Source organism: Pseudoalteromonas sp. SR43-5 (assembly GCF_014163835.1).
GTDB lineage: Bacteria > Pseudomonadota > Gammaproteobacteria > Enterobacterales > Alteromonadaceae > Pseudoalteromonas > Pseudoalteromonas distincta.
In genome coordinates this window covers 19,503-38,696 of record NZ_JACJEA010000033.1, presented here as the reverse complement: position 1 = coordinate 38,696, position 19,194 = coordinate 19,503, and the positions used below count along the sequence as shown (strand labels likewise).

Sequence of the window (19,194 nt, the reverse complement as noted above, 5' to 3'; positions counted from 1 at the left end):
CAAGCCCGCTTTGCGGGCTTTTTTAATGGTAAAATTAATCAATCTCCACTAAAGTTAAGTTACCGACAAAAATGCAGGGCTGCAGAGTGAACAACAAGATTTTATTACTATTAATTGCTTTAGGATTAAGCAATTATGGTTACGCTGGTGAAACAAAGATATACGCTTGGAAAGATAAAAATGGCGTATTAGTGTTCTCTGACACCCCTCATAAAGGTGCTAAAGAGGTAAAGCTTACCAGCCAAGATCTTAATATGCCTGCAACAAATACTGACATTTTTGACGAGCAACCCCAGCCCCAACAAGCGGCCTTTAGTATTGCCATTTCCTCACCTGATCATAACCAGACTATTCGTGAAAATACCGGCACTGTTTATGTTACTAGCCGAATAAAACCACGCTTTGAAACTGGTTTTACTATACAACTTTTTATTGATGGCAAAGCACATGGCCCAGCCAGTGACAGTTCAACCTTTGCAATAAGAGATGTAGAACGTGGTGAGCACACACTACAATTAAAGCTTTTTAATAGTAAAAACCAAGTTATTGCTATAAGTGAGCCCTGCATATTTTTTATGCACCGAAAAGGGCTAAACCTAAGTAACTAAATTGGGGCATTACTAAACGTGCAGCAGTGTATTTTACTATATAACTTGCTTGTAAATATTCACGCACTAAAATGGTGCAGCTATGATTAATAATAAAAACTTTAGCCCTGAGCTACTCGATGCTATTTGGCAAAATCAAACAACCGCTATCATGTTGCTTGATAAAAACTTCACCGTTGTCTATGCCAATACCAGTACTAGCGAACTGCTTGGCCTTGGTAACAAGCGCCTATTAGATCAGCCTTTCGATAGTCTTTTTAATTACCATTCAATCGATTTGCAGCGTATAGAACAATACTCATTAGTTGAAGGTGTAGATTGCCAGCAGCACAGAGCTGACGTGGTTTTTAGCGATTCTCGCCATGCAAAAGTAGCCGTAAGTACACGACAAATTAAGTTTGATGGCTCACTTTATATTTTATTTGAGTGGCGCCAAACCGATGACGAAATTAAGCACGACCAAGCGTCTAATCAAATGCATCAATACCAAGCAGCCCGAAATCTAATAAGAGGCTTAGCTCACGAAATTAAAAATCCTTTAGGTGGAATTCGCGGAGCGGCGCAGTTATTGCAGTATGAGGTTGATCAACAAGAAAGAGACCAATGTGCTGAACTTATCATTGAGCAAGCTGACCGATTACGTGAATTAGTAGATAGGCTTTTAGGGCCAAATCAGCTTCCGCAAAAATCGTATGGCAATATACATCAATCACTTGAATCAGTTGCACGACTAAGTACGTTAGATAATTGTTCTAACATTAGCTTGGTTAAGGATTACGACCCAAGCATACCTGATGTATACATTGATCAAGGTAAAATTCAGCAAGTAGTATTAAACATTGTTCGAAATGCTCAGCAGGCGCTTGTAGATGGCGGTGAAATAACAATAAAAACCCGCATTAATCATCAGCATCGTCGCCCAGGTAAAGCACCTAAAAAAGCCTTGTTGATCCAAATATCTGATAACGGACCAGGTATTGATCCCAGTGTACGTGAAACACTGTTCTACCCTATGATCACCAATAAAGAAGATGGCTCAGGGTTAGGACTCTCAATAGCGCAAACGCTGATAGATCAACATGATGGCTATATAGAATGTGATAGCTGGCCTGGACATACTGAATTTAATATCTATCTGCCCTTTGCAGATTAATGTTTGGAGTTTGCATGAAAACAGTTTGGCTTGTAGATGATGATGCTTCTATTCGATTTGTACTTGAAAAAGCACTAACCCGTGCAGGGTTTAACGCAGAAAGCTTTGCTAATGCGCAAGATGTATTAAGCGCATTAAAGTTTAGTCAACCTACTGTTTTAGTTTCGGACGTACGAATGCCTGGTATGGATGGCATGGCGTTGCTTGAGCTTATAGCAGAGCAAAACCCTGGGCTGCCAGTTATTATAATGACTGCCCACTCAGATTTGGACTCTGCAGTTAATGCATTCCAAAAAGGTGCTTTTGAATACCTAGCTAAGCCGTTTGATTTAAACGAAGCAGTGGCGCTAGTCGAGAGCGCATGCAGAGCAAACTCCACTAAAAAAACTAAGCGAAAGCAAGCTCCACCAAAAAGTGCCCACATTATTGGTGAAGCACCCGCTATGCAAGAAGTGTTTAGAGCGATAGGTAAACTATCGGCCTCTAGCATGAGCGTATTAATAAATGGTGAATCTGGCACAGGTAAAGAGCTTGTCGCCAGCGCCCTGCACAACCATAGCCCACGTAAAGAAAATCAATTTATTGCACTTAACATGGCGGCCATTCCAAAAGAGCTTGTTGAGTCAGAGTTATTTGGCCACGAAAAAGGCGCGTTTACGGGCGCCGATAGCGTACGTAAAGGCCGCTTTGAGCAAGCCAATGGCGGTACACTATTTTTAGATGAAATTGGTGATATGCCACTTGATGTGCAAACACGTTTATTACGCGTTCTTGCCGATGGTGAGTTTTATCGCGTTGGTGGCCATCAAAGTATAAAAGTGGACGTACGCATTATTGCAGCTACGCACCAAAACCTTGAAGATTTAGTTAAACAAGGCAAGTTTAGGGATGATTTATTTCATCGTCTTAATGTTGTGCGCCTACGTTTACCCGCTCTTCGAGAGCGTACTGAAGATATAGAAAGCTTATCGCAACACTTTTTACATAAAAGCGCTAAAGAGCTACAAGTAGAAAGTAAAGTACTGAGCCCTAAAGCGACTGAGCAATTACGTTTATTTAATTGGCCAGGTAATGTACGCCAATTAGAAAACACGTGTCGCTGGCTAACAGTTATGGCACCGGGTGAGCTTGTAAGCGAGCAAGATTTACCGCCGGAGATTCTGGATGCTTCACCGACCCAAGAAGAAGGTGATTGGCTAGATGCGTTTCAGCAATGGCTTAATCAAGAGCTTAAACAAGGCAAAGAAAATATTTGGCCTGACATTCAAGCCCAGCTAGAAACTCGTTTAATTAAAACCGCCCTGGCTAATTGCTCTGGTCATAAGCAAGATGCAGCTATAAAAATTGGTTGGGGACGCAACACGTTGACCCGAAAATTAAAAGAGCGCAATATTAGCTGATTAAACGCTTTTAACACATTTGGTTATTGATGAAGCTAATCGAACATATTCCATTATTCAAACAAATGGAAATTATAAACAGGCTGCACTTTTTTAAAGAATTTACGCTCAGCGAGCGCCAAGTCTTATTGGAGTCATTCGGCCTGTTATATTTAGTAAGTCAGCATCAATTTTTATTTAAGCAATACGATAACGACAAGCGCTTGTACATTGTACTTAGCGGCGCATTATTAGTATTTAAGCATAACCATTTACTAGAACTTGGCACTATAGAGCCCGGTGAATTTATAGGTGAAGGTGCCTTTATAAATAACCGAGAGCGCAGTACCAGTGCTCGCGCTAAAACCGACACCATAGTACTTGCCATTACCCCTGAAGCACTAACCCGCTTACCTAATGTTATCCGCGAAAAAATTAAAGACCGAATTATTGAAGGTATGAGCCTGCGCATTGCCAAATTAAGCGAGCATATAGAAACTCACGGTTAGTTCAATCCATATAAACAATTTGCAATGAGCAATCAAGCCAACTGGGCTTATTAACGTGCGCAGTAAAAGTGTAAGTATCTGAAGGCTTGGCACCAAAGGGGGTATTTACAAACGGCTGTGAATGACGATATGTTTGCGAATAGGTTTTATAATAAATAACAACGTAACCGTATAAAAACTCCCAACCTAACCTTACAACAGCGCCACTGGGTAAACTAAAGTCAGCATATTTATCTGTAAATGTGACAAGTAAATCATTGTACTTCTCTTCGCTGCATTGAGTTGTTCGTAACTTTTTAGGCATAACAAAGGTAGTACCCGCCACTATATTCTTTAAATAAAAGCCTATATTGCCATCACCATAAAAGTGATTTGAACGAGTCGTGTAGTTAACTTGTGGCTTGTAACCTAGATCTTGCATTATAGCCGCAAGTTGCTCAGTTTCTTTAGGATAAATCTTATCACTTGATAAGAGTAATGTGGCTTCACCAAAATCAGGTGGGATTGCCAGCTCTACATATTCATAAGGGAGCGATTGTGCTTTTAGCGCAGCATCGAGCTGGTTGCGCTGTTCATCTTGCAAGTTTTCACTAAATACATACACGGTAGGTTGTTGGCACGCAGCTAATAGTAATGCCAACACACATATTAAAATTCCACTTTTCATAGTTACCCCTTTTTGATTACAATTGTAGTCTATTAAAGGTAACTATTTATCGCAATTTAATTTGTTTGGCTATCTAACCAAGCATCAACACTTTTTCGAGTATATAAAACTTCTTTAAATAAACGATGACGTTCAAATTCAAGTTTTGTTTTTCTCGTGGCATCACCACTAACTAAACGGCTATGGGTATCATTGAATTTTGAAATTACAGAAAAACCGCGCTCACCTTGATCAGCTTGCTTTTTTACAGAATTAGCAAGGTGCTCTCTAACATCGTCAGCAGTTAACATACCTGAATTATCTAATCCCATTAGCTCTTTTTTCATTGCTAATCTTACGCCCATTTCCTACTCCATTTAATGAAAAATATTTATTCCGCCAAAGTTTTAGCAATTAGCAGGCCATACGTAAAATTAACTGCTGCAAAGATTACTCTTCAATTGCTTCAGTTTTTTTAAAGACAGATAAAATACATAAAAACTTTCGTCGTTATTTCCCTATTACAATTAGCTAAAGTTACTTGCTTTGATGCAAAAGTAGCTGCAAGCCTTTATACTACAGCTTGTGCGTTACCCCACCGAGAGCAAATATGAACGAAGAATACATAGAAATAGAATTAGAAGAAGAGCCGATTGAGCTCTGTAAATTATTAAAAGTACTAAACTTAGTTGAAGGTGGCGGCCAAGCTAAAAACCTAATTACTGAAGGCTATGTGGGCGTTAACCATGAAATTTGTACAATTAAACGGAAAAAATTATACAGTGGTGATGTACTAGAGTTTGATGGTGAGTTTTTTAAACTCTCACTAAGTGAAGATGCAATCCCTGTAGAAAAACCTGCGGTACAAACTCAAGCAGAGTCAAAGCAAGTTGCACCACAACCAACAAATCAACCAGCTAAAAGTAAGCGTAAGCGAACTAAAAAACCAAAAGTAGATGATAAAACAGGTCGTCGTCCTATTTCATTTGGTTAAGCATTTAAAAGCACTCTTTTTATATAAAAAGGCCAACTTGTATAGTTGGCCTTTTTACTCTTTAATAACCTAATTAATAATAAAAACAAGGTTATAAAATGTCTGTAAACACACCTAAAAATTGGTTTAAACTCGTTGTATGGGCGGCACTCGTATGGAACTTACTTGGCGTTATTGCATTTGCTATGCACATGATGATGACACCCGAAATGATAGGTAAACTTCCGTTAGATCAACAAGCTGCCTACTCTGACATCCCTCTTTGGTCAACCATTGCCTTTGCTGTAGCTGTATTTGGAAGCACTTTGGGTTGTCTGTTTTTACTTGCTAAAAACGCGCTGGCAACACCTACTTTTTCGCTATCGCTCGGCGCTATTTTAATTCAGCAATATTATAATTTTGTGGTCATAAATAGTATTGAGCTACTTGGCGCAAGTGCGGTATTTATGCCTATTTTTGTAATCATTATTGCCATCGCTTTACTTTGCTTGAGTATTAAAGGTAAGCAACAAGGTTGGTTACAGTAATTAATAAGGGTCGAAATAACTTTTGACCCTATCTCTTCTTTTAAATCATCTCTTGAAATTAAATTTTTCAGCATCATCTCTACTATAATAACTGTATAAAATTCGTTCTCTAAACGCGATTTTTTACACTGGTATGTACTTTGCAACTCGAACACTACAGAGGTCACTCTTCAAAACATTTTTATAATTCATAAAGGGGCAAATAATGAATAATAGTTTCGATACCCAACATCAGCTCACAATAAATGGTGAGCAATATCATATTCATTCTCTAAAAGGACTTGGCGACAAAGCGAAACGATTGCCCTTTTCCTTAAAAGTACTACTTGAAAACCTTCTTCGTAACGAAGATGGCGTAAATATAAAAGAACAAGACATTCAAGCCCTTCTTAATTGGGATCCTCAAGCAAAGCCTGCATCTGAAGTTGCCTTTACTCCCGCCCGTGTTGTTATGCAAGATTTTACCGGCGTACCCGCTATTGTAGATTTAGCCGCGATGCGTGATGCAATGGAAAAGCTAGGTGGAGATCCTGCAAAAATAAACCCGTTATCGCCTGCTGAACTTGTGATTGATCATTCGGTACAAGTAGATGGCTACGGAAATGATGGTGCATTTGATTTAAATGCAAAACTTGAGTACGACCGAAATAAAGAACGTTACGAATTTTTACGTTGGGGACAAACCGCTTTTGATAATTTAAAAGTAGTGCCTCCAGCAACCGGCATTGTTCACCAAGTAAACCTAGAATACTTAGCGCGCGTTGTTTTTAATGAAGAGCGCGACGGCAAAAAATTCGCTTACCCAGACACCCTCGTAGGTACCGACTCTCATACAACCATGATTAATGGCTTAGGTGTACTTGGTTGGGGCGTAGGCGGTATTGAAGCCGAAGCGGCTATGCTTGGTCAGCCAATTAGTTTATTGATTCCACAAGTAGTCGGTATGAAGCTAAGCGGCAGATTACCTGAAGGTACAACCGCAACCGATTTAGTATTAACTGTAACCGAAATACTGCGTAACCATGGTGTAGTGGGTAAATTTGTAGAATTTTATGGTGACGGCCTTGCCGACCTACCACTTGCCGATAGAGCAACCATAGCCAATATGGCACCAGAATACGGCGCTACGTGTGGTATTTTCCCAATTGATGATGAGACCATTAACTACCTTCGCTTAACAAACCGCGACGAAAAACACTTAAAAGTAATTGAAGATTACGCTAAGCATCAAGGCTTATGGCGTAACGATGGCGACGAAGCTAATTATACCGATACACTTGAGCTTAAATTAGATGACGTTGTACCAAGCCTTGCAGGCCCTAAACGCCCACAAGATAGGATTGCCTTAAACGAAGCTGGCAAAGTTATTGGCGATCATTTAAAAGGCTTCCAGGACGAACGTATGGCTCGTCGTGATAAAAGCGATGAAGAACAAGCTCGTATTGAGAGTGAAGGGCCGACAACAAATCCAGATGAGCCAGTTAACGAAGCGCAGTTTATGGGTGCCGCTAAGGTTAAATTTAAAGGCCAAGAGTTTGAGCTAAACGATGGCGCTTGTGTTATTGCCGCAATTACCAGCTGTACCAACACCTCTAATCCAAGTGTTATTTTAGCTGCTGGTTTGGTTGCTAAAAAAGCGAAACAGTTAGGCATTAATGTAAAACCTTGGGTTAAAACATCACTTGCTCCAGGCTCAAAAGTAGTTACCGACTACCTAGAAAAAGCAGGCCTGATGGATGACCTAGAAAGCCTAGGCTTTAACTTAGTTGGCTACGGCTGTACTACGTGTATTGGTAATTCAGGGCCACTTGCAACTGAAATATCAGACGCGATTCAAAAACATAAATTAGTAGTGAGCTCTATTTTATCGGGTAACCGTAACTTTGAAGGGCGTATTCACCAAGATGTTAAAATGAACTTTTTAGCCTCTCCTCCGCTTGTCGTAGCTTATGCCATTGCAGGTAGAACCGATATTGACGTATACAACGAACCCCTTGCTCAAGATGCTAACGGTAACGATATTTACCTTAAAAACATTTGGCCAAGCGTTAAAGAAGTAAGTGACTTAGTTAAAGAAACCGTAACTAAAGAAATGTTTGAAAAAAGCTACGCTAACGTTTACGAAGGCGATAGCCGTTGGCAGCAAATTAAAATACCGGATGGCAAACTTTACGATTGGGATGATGCATCTACCTACATTAAAAAAGCACCCTTTTTTGATGGTATGAAAGTAGAACCACCGGGCATTCCTTCTATCGAAGGTGCACGTTGTTTAGCTAAACTTGGAGATTCAGTAACCACTGACCATATTTCTCCAGCGGGTGCTATTAAAGCAGAAGCGCCAGCAGGTTTATACTTGCAAGAGAAAGGTGTAGATAAAGCGCAATTTAACTCGTACGGCTCACGCCGTGGTAATCACGAAGTAATGATGCGCGGCACGTTTGCTAATGTGCGTCTTAAAAACTTACTTGCCCCGGGTACTGAGGGCGGTGTAACCCGTACACAACCAGAAAACGATTTAGCAAGCATTTACGATGCAGCTATGGAGTATCAAAAAAATAATACGCCTCTCATTATTTTAGCGGGTAAAGAATACGGTACGGGTTCATCTCGTGACTGGGCGGCCAAAGGCTCACTTTTACTAGGCGTTAAAGCGGTTGTAGCACAAAGCTATGAGCGAATTCATCGCTCTAACTTAATCGGTATGGGTGTATTACCGCTGCAATTTAAAGAAGGTGAAAGCTACGAGTCACATGGGTTAACAGGGCAAGAACAATTTGATATTGATGGCCTGTACGATAAAACCGATGAAGTAACCATTATTGCTACTAATGCCGAAGGTAAAAAAGTAACCTTGAATGCTGATGTACGTATTGATACCCCTAAAGAGTGGGATTACTACAAACACGGCGGTATTTTACAATACGTACTGCGTAATATGCTCGACTAATAAAAACAGTAGTTAATACATTTAAAAGCCCAGTTTAGTAATAAGCTGGGCTTTTTTATGTGTGCTGTTTGTTGTCTTAAATCAATGCTAAGCATTTAAAGCTTGCCTACACTAAGGTAACTCTTAGTGAGGTAACTATGTCGCAAACAATGATAATTAGGCTGCTTAAAACATCAATAATGCTTGGGTTGTGCCTTATCGTGACTGGCCATACTTTAATTGTGTCGAACTACTTTACTGTCGAGCATGGTATTAAAGGAATAATTATAGCGGCGGCATGCATTGCTGTAGGCGTGCTGCTGTCGCTTCCCACTAAAATATATTTAACAGTATTATTGATGGAAGCCGAAAAACGTTATTTAAAAAACCATAAAAGCACTCACTCTAAATAATTAAAGTGCACTTAAATTATTAATTTCTTTATTACGTTTTTCTAGTTTGTCTTTTACATTTTCGGCGTCATTAAATAGCTTTTTAACCGAATCTGGGTTCAAAATACTGATCCCCTCTGGTGCAGCCGATATTGTGTTTGGAGTTGAAGAGGTATTTAAAATAGACGTGTCTTCTGCAGCAATAACTGTAATATCTTTAGGATCGAGTTTTACTTCAATACTTTTTACATGCGGGTTAGGTGTATCAGAAAAGTGCCATTGACCTGTTTCGTCTTGCCACTTAAAAATTTTACCACTTGAGGTAGCATTTGCAGCAATTGGTTCATCAGAAATACTGCTCGCAATTTTATCGCCAGCTTGCTGAACGCCCTGCACTGCTTGGTCCAAAGTACTGCTAGATAGCGCGACCATTCTTTCTTTAATTTGCTGAGATTCACTGCTAATTGATGATGCAGAAAGCCATGTTTGACCATCGGGCTTTTTTAGATAAAACAAAGAGATGACTGCAATAGCCATAATTGATATAGCTAAGTAGGTAAAGTATTTCATAGCGTTCCTGCTTTAATTAATCCTTTAATGCCTTGAGTCTAATAAAAAATACTTAATTAGGCAATTTTTTGTACCCGAATAAAAGAAAATAAAAACGCAGCCGAAGCTGCGTTTTTATTTGCGATTTAACTACATCGTAGTGACGTTAAATACCGTCACCATCCATGTGCAGTCCGCATTCTCGGTTTAAGCCAAAAAAGCGAGTTTCTTCCTCTGTCATTCCTGGTTCTAACTTACGTGTTGTATGTACGTCACCCATCGATACATAACCTTGTTCCCATAATGGGTGGTAAGGTAAATCGTGCTTAGTCAGGTACTGATACACGTCGCGGTTAGACCATTCAATAATCGGGTACACTTTAACGGTACCACGGCTTATTTCTACAAACTGTTTATCAGCACGTGTAGATGATTGATCGCGACGCAAACCACTAAACCACGTGCCCGCTTCTATCTCTTTAAGTGCGCGGGTCATCGGCTCAACTTTATTAAGCTGGTTATATTGCTTAATGCCGTCCTCGCCTTGCTCCCACAACTTACCAAACTTAGCTTCTTGCCATGCAGGGCTTAGCTGCGCTCTATACACCTTTAAGTTTAGTGATAAACGCTCACTCATTTGTTCAATAAACTGATACGTTTCAGGAAATAAATAGCCTGTATCGGTTAATACAACGGGAATATCTGGACGTTGTGAGGTCATTAAATGCAGCATTACTGCCGCTTGAATACCAAAGCTAGATGATAAAAAAGCCGTATTAGGCAAGTTATCAAGCGCCCATGCAACACGCTGTTCTGCGCTCATATTCGCTAGCAAACCATTAGCATCAGCTAACATAGCCGCTTGGCTTTGTTTATCTAGCTGTAAAATGTTTTTAAATTCACTCATGGTAAATTCCAAACCTCACCAGCGCTTTGGCGCTGGTATTTAATTAAGCGTGAAAATCGGTTACTGATACTTTTACTTCAGCAACTATGCCTTTGCGTATAACAAAGTCACCAAAACACTCACCTTCGTTACGCTCTTTTGCCCATTGCCCAATGAGCTTATCGAATGCTTCTAGGTAAACGTCTTCGCCTACGTTCTCAAGGTACAATTTAGGAATACGTGTGCCTTCTAAATTACCACCTAGGTAAACGTTGTACTTACCTGGCCCTTTACCCACTAAACCAGCTTCTGCAAGCATTGCGCGGCCACAACCGTTAGGGCAACCTACAACGCGCATAATAATGCTGTCATCTGGTATACCGTGCTTAGCAAGTAATGCTTCAGTTTTTTCTACTAGGCTTGGTAAGTAACGCTCTGCTTCGGCCATTGCAAGTGGGCACGTTGGCAGTGAAACACACGCCATAGAATTTTTACGCTGCTGCGAATCTTTGTCGTCAATCAGGCCATGGCTACGTGCAATTTCTTCAATCACGGCTTTTTGATCTGCAGGTACGCCAGCAATAATTAAGTTTTGGTTTGCCGTCATACGCATGTCACCTTGGTGAACTTCTGCGATTTTACGACAACCTGTTTTAAGCGGCTTGCCTGGGTAGTCTAAAATACGACCACTTTGAATAAATAGCGTTAAGTGGTGCTTACCATCAATGCCTTCAACCCAACCAATGCGATCGCCTCGGTGAGTAAACTCAAACGGACGGCTTGGTGCAAACGTAACGCCTGAGCGTTTTTCTACTTCTGCTTTAAATACATCAACGCCAACACGGTCCAATGTGTATTTAGTTTTTGCATTTTTACGGTTTGAACGATTACCCCAATCGCGCTGCACAGATACAACATGCTCTGCAATTTTTAAGGTATCTTCGAGCGTAATAAAGCCAAAGTCATCAGCCTTACGCGGATACGTAGCCGTATCACCGTGAGTCATGGCAAGGCCACCACCAACAAGTACGTTAAAGCCAACAAGCTTTCCGTTATCAGCAATTGCCACAAAGTTTAAGTCATTCGCATGCACATCAACTTCGTTATTAGGCGGAATGGTTACCGTTGTTTTAAATTTACGCGGTAAGTAGTTAGATCCTAAAATTGGCTCTTCTGTGGTTTCTGCCTTTTCGCCATTTAGCCAAATTTCAGCATACGCTTTCGTTTTTGGTAATAAATGTTCAGAAATTTTTGCAGCCCAGTCGTAAGCTTCTTGGTGTAACTCAGACTCAACAGGGTTAGTAGTACAAAGCACGTTACGGTTAACATCGCCCGCAGTTGCAATAGAGTCTATACCTACGCTGTTAAGCATTTGGTGCATGCCTTTAATATTCGGCTTTAATACACCATGAAACTGAAACGTTTGACGCGTAGTTAGACGAATGCTGCCGTAGCTTGTTTTTTCATCAGCAAACTTATCAATTGCTAACCACTGCTCTGGCTTAATAATACCGCCAGGCATACGTGCACGTAACATTACATTATGTAGCGGCTCTAGCTTTTGCTTAGCACGCTCACCACGTATATCGCGGTCATCTTGTTGGTACATGCCATGAAAACGTATTAACTGAAAGTTATCGGCAGTAAAACCACCGGTAATTTCGTCTTTTAAATCTTTTTCTATGGTGCCACGTAAAAAGTTACTTTCTCTTTTCAAACGTTCGTTATCAGAAAGTTTTACGTTTTTATCTTGTTCGCTCATTTTAAATCCTAAATTTGTTACAGTGACGGCTGCTAGCTGTTAAATAAAATAAGAAACGTGATTAATACACGTCTTTCTGATAGCGGTTTGCGCTACGCAAATCTTTTAAATATTGCTCTGCGTCTTCATTGCTCTTGCCTGTGTTTTCTTTAACGATATCAACCAAGGCGTTGTGTACATCTTTTGCCATGCGATTTGCATCGCCACAAATATAAAAGTGAGCGCCGGCTTCTAACCACTCAAACACGTCTTTACTGTTACTGCGTAATTTGTCTTGTACGTATACTTTTTCTGCTTGGTCACGGCTAAATGCAACATCTACTTTGTTAAGTAAACCCGATTTTAAATAACCCTGTATTTCTACTTGGTATAAAAAGTCTTGAGTGAAATGTGGGTTACCAAAGAACAACCAGTTTTTGCCTTGTGCTTCACGCGAATCACGCTCTTGTAAAAATGCACGGAACGGCGCTATACCCGTACCAGGACCAACCATAATCACCGGTGTATCATCGTTAGTTGGTAGGCGGAAATTGTCGTTGTGTTCGCTAAATACTTTAACTTTACATCCTTCTTCTGCACGACGAGTTAAGTAACCAGTACAGCCACCTAAATGCTCGCTATCAAATGCATCAAACTGCACTAGACCTAGTGTTAAATGTACTTCGTCTTCAACTTCGCTTTGGCTAGATGCAATTGAGTACAAACGAGCTTGTAGTTTACGTAAGCAATCTACTAATGTTTGCGCATCAAGCTTTGCTGGGTTTTGGCGAATCACATCATATATTTGACGAGGCTCAATGTATGCGCGCATTGCCGTTTTATCTTCAACTAGTTTAAGCAGCTCTGGCGTGCCCGTAGCAGTTGCGTATTTTTCTACAAAACCTGGGTACGACTGAGTCAGCTCTAGTTTTTCAATAAGTGCATCGCGTACGCTTAGCTCTTCATCACCTACTTTTACAATGCTTGTTGCATCAATTTGAGTAAGTGTAAGTACTTCATCAACTAATACATCGTCATTTAAAAAGTACACACCTAATGAATCACCAGGCGTGTAAGTAATGTCAGAACCTTCAAGCGAAATTTCAACATGGCGTACATCTTTAGTTGAGTCGCGACCGGTAATTTTTTGAACAGTTAATAGCTCTGCTTCAAATGGATTTTGTTTTGTATATTGGCTTGCTGCAGAGGTTGGAGCGCCAAATGGCATTGATACAACTTGACCACCAGCGGCCTCTTGTTGCGCTTTTAAATCAGGTTCGAATGCGTCAATTGCGCCCGCAATCCATGTTGCAGCTTCATCTTCATAATCTACATCTAAATCAGCACGTTGATATATGGTCTGTGCACCTAGTTTATTTAAACGCTCTTCAAAGTCTTTTGCTGTTTGGCAGAAAAACTCATAGCTAGAATCACCTAAACCAATAACGGCTATTTTTACATCGTCTAGTTTTGGTGCTTTTTTAGTTGCTAAAAATTCATAGAGTGTTTCTGCGTCTTCTGGTGGCTCACCTTCACCGTAAGTAGATACAACGATGGTTAAAAACTTTTCTTTTTTCAGGGCTGTTGGTTTGTAATCTGACATGCTAACCAATTTAACCGCTAAGCCGCGCGACTCAGCCTGCTCTTTCATTTTGGTAGCTACGCCTTTTGCGTTACCCGTTTGCGAACCATATAAAATAGTTAGCGCTGCAGCATCTCCTGCAGCCGGTACGCCAGCAATAGGAGCACCTAATGCAGCTGAGTTAGCATTAGCGGCTAAGTAACCACTTACCCATGCTTGTTGAATTGGATTAAGCTCAGCCACTAAACCTTGCAGCTTTTGTACTTGATCTTGCGATAGCGGGCTTGCCGCAGCATTTAGTTGACCTAACAACATGAATCGATTCCCCATAACCCTGAAAATTAAACACAACACACTTTGTGTATTGTTAAAAATGAGTTTTACCTCATCCAGAGTGTATCTGTTGAGGTTTTCTAAGTTAGTAGGATAACGGGCTCAGCATAGATAAAAAAAGAATAGAATCTGCTTTGATATTCCATTTAGTTATTAATTTATAAAAATACCTTCAAAAACAGATTAAAGACTTATTATTGCTTTTTACTGCACTTTAAATTAACAATTTTGTAACCTAACTAATGTAGGGTATATTCTTCATTCAAAATAAAAATAGGAACAACTATGTTACACGGGAAATATAAAAATAATCTACTTATTACCGCTTTGTTACTTGGCTCATTACCTGTAATGGCCAATGTAGCTAATGGCGGATTTGAACAATGGTCAGGTAATACACCTAGCTCTTGGAGCACTATTGATAGCGGAATCAGCTTAACGCGCTCAACTAGCACAGTTAAAAGTGGCAGTAGCTCTGCTGCTGTCAATGTAACAACAGGATCGCAAAGTAACACTGATTTACTACAACAAGTTGCTGTAGAAGCTGGTAAAACCTATAACTTTTCGGCTGATGTTTACCATACCGAAGGTAAAATTAAAGCGCGCTTATATGTAGATGGCTATCAAGGCTATTCAAATCAAGCACAAACTAACCAATGGCAAACAATTAGCCATAGCTATACAGCAAGCAGTGATAAAACAATTAGTGTTGGGCTTAGGTTTTACGATGTAAGTGGATTTGATGGCAGCGAAACCGCATACGTAGATAACTTTTTACCAAATACTGATGGCAACGCATCAACAAGTTGCACCGACAATAGCCTTACCTTAACGCTTAACACCGATAATTATGGTAGCGAAACTAACTGGGCCGTAAATAACAATCAAGGTAGCGCAATCGTTAACGGCAGTGGTTACGCATCAAACACTCAGTATGATGAGCAAATATGCCTAACTGATGGTACTTACACACTTGTTATTAGCGACAGTTACGGCGATGGTATGTGTTGTTCAACAGGTAGTGGCAGTTATGCGCTTAAGCAAGGCTCTACCACACTTGCAAGTGGTGCAAGTTTTAGTAACACCGACAGCACAGCATTTACTTTAGGCGGTGGCTCTGGTGATGGCGGCGGGACTAATCCAACACCCACTGGCTACTATGTTACTGCTCAAGGGTTATCAGGTTATGCACTAAAAACTGAGCTTTATAATATTATTAAAGATCATAATGCACAGGGTTACTCGGCTATTTGGAATTTTTACGACTCATCTGCACGTGATAAATACTTTGAAAACGATAACAGCATTTTAGATATGTATAGCGAGAAACCAAACGGCTCAGATAGCTACAATTATACTGCGGTGAGTGACCAATGTGGTAACTATAGTGGAGAAGGCGGCTGTTACAACCGTGAGCATTCATTTCCTAAAAGCTGGTTTGGCGGCACTATTGAGCCAATGAACTCAGATGTGCATCATATTTACGCAACCGACGGTTATGTAAACTCAAAACGTAGTAACTTCCCATTTGGTGAAGTAGCAAGCGCTTCATTTACATCAACTAACGGAAGTAAATTAGGCTCTGCCGCAAGTTCATTAAATTACTCAGGTACTGTATTTGAGCCAATTGACGAATTTAAAGGTGACTTTGCTCGCGCTTATTTTTACATGGCAACGCGCTACGAAAATGTAATAGGCACTTGGCAAACCAAAACGACCTCAAGTAATGCAGTGCTTAATGGTTCAAGCAACCAAGTATTCGAGAACTGGGTTGTAGCCATGCTGCTTGACTGGCATAACAGCGATCCTGTAAGCCAAATGGAACTTGACCGTAACCAAGCAGCGTTTGAATTTCAAGGTAATCGTAACCCGTATATCGACCATCCTGAATTTGTAGAAATGATTTGGTAAAAGTTAGCAGTTAAAACATAAGCCTTTGCAATTGCAGGGGCTTTTAACCTTTAGTGTGTAATATTTTTATAAACACAATGCTTTAAGCTAATTATAAGAAACAGTTGCGATAAGTGACTTTTCAGCTCTGTTTTTCATCAACGTTAAAAGTGAATGATGAAAATCTTGAAATATCACCTCTCCCCATATTCGTGAATAAATACCAAAATTTGTATTGTCTTGCACGGTCGTTTTTAACGTTAAAATTGTATTGCCGCTTTTATCTTCACTTAGCTGATAACCACCGTAAAGTGGAGAAAAGTATTCACCGCCAAGTTTTACGTGTTTATCGAGTGCGTCATCGGGAATAGCATCTGGGTCTATGTCAAATCTATAAAGCATCTGTTTATTTGGTTGCCAGTCCGTAATAACTTCTTTAAATATAACCCCTTTTTGCCAAGTACTTGTGCGAACAGCGCCTATACCGCTTGCATTCATACTTGCCTTTAATGGCTTTGGTACACCAATTAATTGAGTGAGTGAAAAAGGCACTTCCTGTGGTTTTATATCACTCACATTAGCTAACTGTTGCCACACAACATTGATGGGCGCGTTAATAGTTATTGAATTTGTTACTTCGTATGTTTTTGATAAATTTAAAAAATTAACTTCAATAGGTGAGAGCAATATAGGTAACAACGCGATTGATAATAAAGAACTATTCGCTTTTTTTATTTCACGCTTTCTAACAAAACCCGCAAGTAATCCACCAATGCTGGCAAAAAACATAAAAGCAGGCAAAGCCATAGCCACACAAATACTGCCTTCAAGTAAAGTAATTACACTTACAAATAAAAAAACAAAAATAGGCTGCCAAGCAATCGTGACCATTTGCCTTTTAGTTAATGTTTTTGAGCTCTTAAATTCAAAGTGAACACGAATATAACCAATTGCAACGGGCACTAAAAACATAAATGATATAGAGACTAGGCTACTTAAATTATAAGTATCAAGTAGCTCTATAAACAGCCGCATAAATATGCCGTAAAGCGTACCAAGTAAAATACCAATTGATTTAGGGGAGTTGAGTTGCATGTCTATTCTTTATTGTTATTAACAATCAGAAAGTAACAGAAGTATTATTCCACCACAAATAAAACAATATTAACGGCACCTGCAAGCAAATAGCTTGAAATAAAACGGCTTTCACAGCCACTAAGACTAAAGGATAATAACCTGCCATTAACACTATTTCCCGCTATAAACAGTGATCAAATTCTTTAAAAATAAAAACAAGCCATTGATTTATAGTAATTTTAAATCATTTTGTGTAGTTTTATAATTTTTAACGTAAAGCTGATTGTCAGATTAACTGTATTAAAAACAACCATGCACGACCTTTTGCCTATACATAGCAGCCTAAAAGCTGATCTACCCTCCATGTTCAATATTCATTTGCTTTAACAAAAGCCGTATTTATTTGATTAAGCAACAATGTTGCAGGAGAACGCATGCAAACTACACCACCCGGTGATGCACCATTAAACACGCACAAGAATGCTCAAAGCTACGAGCAGCTTCACAAACCGAGTTCAGAGTTTAATACTCGCGACGAGTATCTCGAACATGAATTACAGATTATGCAGCCTAAACGCTGGCGTCCTAATTTACCGTTTAGAGATTACCGATTTGAATTTGAAGACACCATTCCAGCAATGGCGGGCACTATTGGTAAAGTCGTTATGGTGGGTGCTATTGCGGCAACATTTGCAGCGCCTCTTGGATTAAGCGATGCCTTTGTTTTAGAAAATGTACGTTATGAATTACTCATTGTTTCTATTTTTATCATCTTATTCTCAGGCTTTATTTTACCAACAGCTAACTTGGCTGGTACTCATGGCCCGCTTATTCCGTTAGTTCCTATTGTTGTTGCTGCTGGCGGTCACCCTATGGCGTTTGGCTTACTCATTGGTGCCTTTGGTTTTATTTTGGCCATAACCAAAGGAGGAAGTATGCTCGCGCGCCTAACCAGTAAAGGTGTATGTGGCGGGCTACTCATTTATTTAGGCTTTATTGGTACTATTTCGCAGGTTAAAAAGCTGTTTGCCTGGGCTGAGGCCATTGATATGGCGCATATTGCGTTTATTGTTATTTTAGCCACCATTTTATTGTATGCACTGTTAGAGCACTTTAAAAAGCGCTGGTTAGCTGTGCCGTTAAGCTGCCTTATTGGTGGCGTGGTTGCCTTTGCTTTAGGTGCACCGTTTGAGTTTCATACAGCTCCCGGTTTACCAAATATGAACCCAGCTTACTGGTGGGGTGAAAACACGGGCTGGATGCTTGGCCTGCCAACGCTTGAAAGCTTTGTGGTTGTACTACCATTTGCAGTGCTCGCCGTTGCTATGTGGTCACCTGATTTTTTAGGTCATCAAGTATTTCAAAAAATAAGCTATCCGCAACGTACTGAAAAAGTACAAATGAATATCGACGACACCATGCTGAGCGCATCGGTTAGACAAACATTTGGCTCACTTGCCGGTGGTGCTAACTTTACCTCATCGTGGGGAACCTACATTGTACCTGCTGCTATTGCTAAACGCCCTATTCCGGCTGGCGCCATTTTAACAGCCGTATTTTGTATTATTGCTGGTTTATGGGGTTACCCAATGGATTTAGCCATTTGGCAACCTGTGCTTTGTGTAGCGCTTATTGTAGGAGTGTTTATTCCGCTACTTGAAGCTGGCATGGAAATGACGCGCGAAGGCAAAACAACGCAATCAGCCGCTATTGTGGTGTTTGCCTCAACCTTGGTTAACCCGGCTTTTGGTTGGTCGCTTACTATGTTACTTGATAACTTAGGGCTTATTGGCTGTAAAGAACGTAGCGCTGAGCTAACTAAGATGAGCCGCTGGGTGATTCCACTTATTATGTTTGTGCTACTTACCACTGTAATGGCAATTGTAGGCATGTTACCTGGTATACCTGCGTTAATGGCTGACTTTAGACATTAAGCCTTAGGTACTGAACCTAATATTTACCCACAAAAAAGCACGGCAATTGCCGTGCTTTTCAATAC

At 40.2% G+C, this 19,194-nt stretch carries 17 protein-coding genes; 10 read left to right on the top strand and 7 right to left on the bottom strand.

Annotated features, from left to right (window positions below):
• Positions 1-86: 86 nt before the first annotated feature.
• The 4 genes from H5090_RS16965 to H5090_RS16950 all read left to right on the top strand — a co-directional run bounded on the left by H5090_RS16965 (position 87) and on the right by H5090_RS16950 (position 3,649).
• A complete protein-coding gene (locus H5090_RS16965) occupies positions 87-608 on the top strand; it encodes a DUF4124 domain-containing protein (protein WP_182671859.1) in 522 nt (173 codons plus the stop codon).
• Between the two features lie 82 nt (positions 609-690).
• Entirely contained in the window at positions 691-1,761 is a 1,071-nt protein-coding gene (gene glnL, locus H5090_RS16960; RefSeq protein ID WP_002961118.1) for a nitrogen regulation protein NR(II), read from the top strand.
• A 14-nt stretch (positions 1,762-1,775) separates the two neighbouring features.
• Complete coding sequence (ntrC, locus tag H5090_RS16955) at positions 1,776-3,161, top strand: nitrogen regulation protein NR(I) (RefSeq protein WP_182696281.1); 1,386 nt, start codon at positions 1,776-1,778, stop codon at positions 3,159-3,161.
• 29 nt (positions 3,162-3,190) lie between these two features.
• Positions 3,191-3,649 carry a cyclic nucleotide-binding domain-containing protein gene (locus tag H5090_RS16950; protein WP_002961116.1) on the top strand — a complete coding sequence of 153 codons (459 nt, stop codon included), beginning with the start codon at positions 3,191-3,193 and terminating at the stop codon, positions 3,647-3,649.
• Position 3,650: 1 nt separating this feature from the next.
• Here H5090_RS16950 and H5090_RS16945 read toward each other — a convergent pair whose 3' ends face one another.
• Positions 3,651-4,316, bottom strand: a complete 666-nt coding sequence (locus H5090_RS16945) for a hypothetical protein (RefSeq protein WP_182696280.1) — start codon at positions 4,314-4,316, stop codon at positions 3,651-3,653.
• A gap of 56 nt (positions 4,317-4,372) precedes the next feature.
• The gene (locus tag H5090_RS16940; RefSeq protein WP_154903741.1) at positions 4,373-4,660 is read right to left on the bottom strand and encodes a hypothetical protein; all 288 of its coding nucleotides are present in this window, start codon (positions 4,658-4,660) and stop codon (positions 4,373-4,375) included.
• Positions 4,661-4,905: 245 nt separating this feature from the next.
• Between H5090_RS16940 and H5090_RS16935 the strand changes: the two genes are divergently transcribed.
• From H5090_RS16935 to H5090_RS16920, 4 genes are all read left to right on the top strand, one after another.
• A complete protein-coding gene (locus H5090_RS16935; RefSeq protein ID WP_154903740.1) occupies positions 4,906-5,289 on the top strand; it encodes an RNA-binding S4 domain-containing protein in 384 nt (127 codons plus the stop codon).
• 98 nt (positions 5,290-5,387) lie between these two features.
• Positions 5,388-5,816, top strand: coding sequence for a hypothetical protein (locus H5090_RS16930; protein WP_182696279.1), 429 nt, complete (start codon positions 5,388-5,390; stop codon positions 5,814-5,816).
• A gap of 205 nt (positions 5,817-6,021) precedes the next feature.
• Positions 6,022-8,766, top strand: a complete 2,745-nt coding sequence (gene acnA, locus H5090_RS16925; RefSeq protein WP_182696278.1) for an aconitate hydratase AcnA — start codon at positions 6,022-6,024, stop codon at positions 8,764-8,766.
• 137 nt (positions 8,767-8,903) lie between these two features.
• Positions 8,904-9,158 (top strand): hypothetical protein, encoded by a 255-nt coding sequence (locus tag H5090_RS16920; RefSeq protein ID WP_182696277.1) that lies wholly within the window; start codon positions 8,904-8,906, stop codon positions 9,156-9,158.
• Here H5090_RS16920 and H5090_RS16915 read toward each other — a convergent pair whose 3' ends face one another.
• From H5090_RS16915 to H5090_RS16900, 4 genes are all read right to left on the bottom strand, one after another.
• Positions 9,159-9,707 carry a DUF4124 domain-containing protein gene (locus H5090_RS16915; protein WP_182696276.1) on the bottom strand — a complete coding sequence of 183 codons (549 nt, stop codon included), beginning with the start codon at positions 9,705-9,707 and terminating at the stop codon, positions 9,159-9,161.
• A 145-nt stretch (positions 9,708-9,852) separates the two neighbouring features.
• The gene (locus H5090_RS16910; protein WP_002961106.1) at positions 9,853-10,593 is read right to left on the bottom strand and encodes a phosphoadenylyl-sulfate reductase; all 741 of its coding nucleotides are present in this window, start codon (positions 10,591-10,593) and stop codon (positions 9,853-9,855) included.
• A gap of 43 nt (positions 10,594-10,636) precedes the next feature.
• Positions 10,637-12,334: an assimilatory sulfite reductase (NADPH) hemoprotein subunit gene (gene cysI / locus H5090_RS16905; RefSeq protein ID WP_182696275.1), complete on the bottom strand. Its 1,698-nt coding sequence runs from the start codon at positions 12,332-12,334 to the stop codon at positions 10,637-10,639.
• A 61-nt stretch (positions 12,335-12,395) separates the two neighbouring features.
• Entirely contained in the window at positions 12,396-14,210 is a 1,815-nt protein-coding gene (locus H5090_RS16900; RefSeq protein WP_182696274.1) for an assimilatory sulfite reductase (NADPH) flavoprotein subunit, read from the bottom strand.
• A 303-nt stretch (positions 14,211-14,513) separates the two neighbouring features.
• Here H5090_RS16900 and H5090_RS16895 point away from each other — a divergent pair, with 303 nt between their 5' ends.
• On the top strand, positions 14,514-16,139 hold the full coding sequence (locus H5090_RS16895) for an endonuclease (protein ID WP_182696273.1): 1,626 nt from the start codon (positions 14,514-14,516) through the stop codon (positions 16,137-16,139).
• 87 nt (positions 16,140-16,226) lie between these two features.
• Here H5090_RS16895 and H5090_RS16890 read toward each other — a convergent pair whose 3' ends face one another.
• Positions 16,227-17,213 carry a hypothetical protein gene (locus H5090_RS16890; protein WP_182693232.1) on the bottom strand — a complete coding sequence of 329 codons (987 nt, stop codon included), beginning with the start codon at positions 17,211-17,213 and terminating at the stop codon, positions 16,227-16,229.
• A 416-nt stretch (positions 17,214-17,629) separates the two neighbouring features.
• Between H5090_RS16890 and H5090_RS16885 the strand changes: the two genes are divergently transcribed.
• Positions 17,630-19,129, top strand: a complete 1,500-nt coding sequence (locus H5090_RS16885; RefSeq protein WP_182696272.1) for a DUF3360 family protein — start codon at positions 17,630-17,632, stop codon at positions 19,127-19,129.
• The last annotated feature ends 65 nt before the right edge of the window (positions 19,130-19,194 follow it).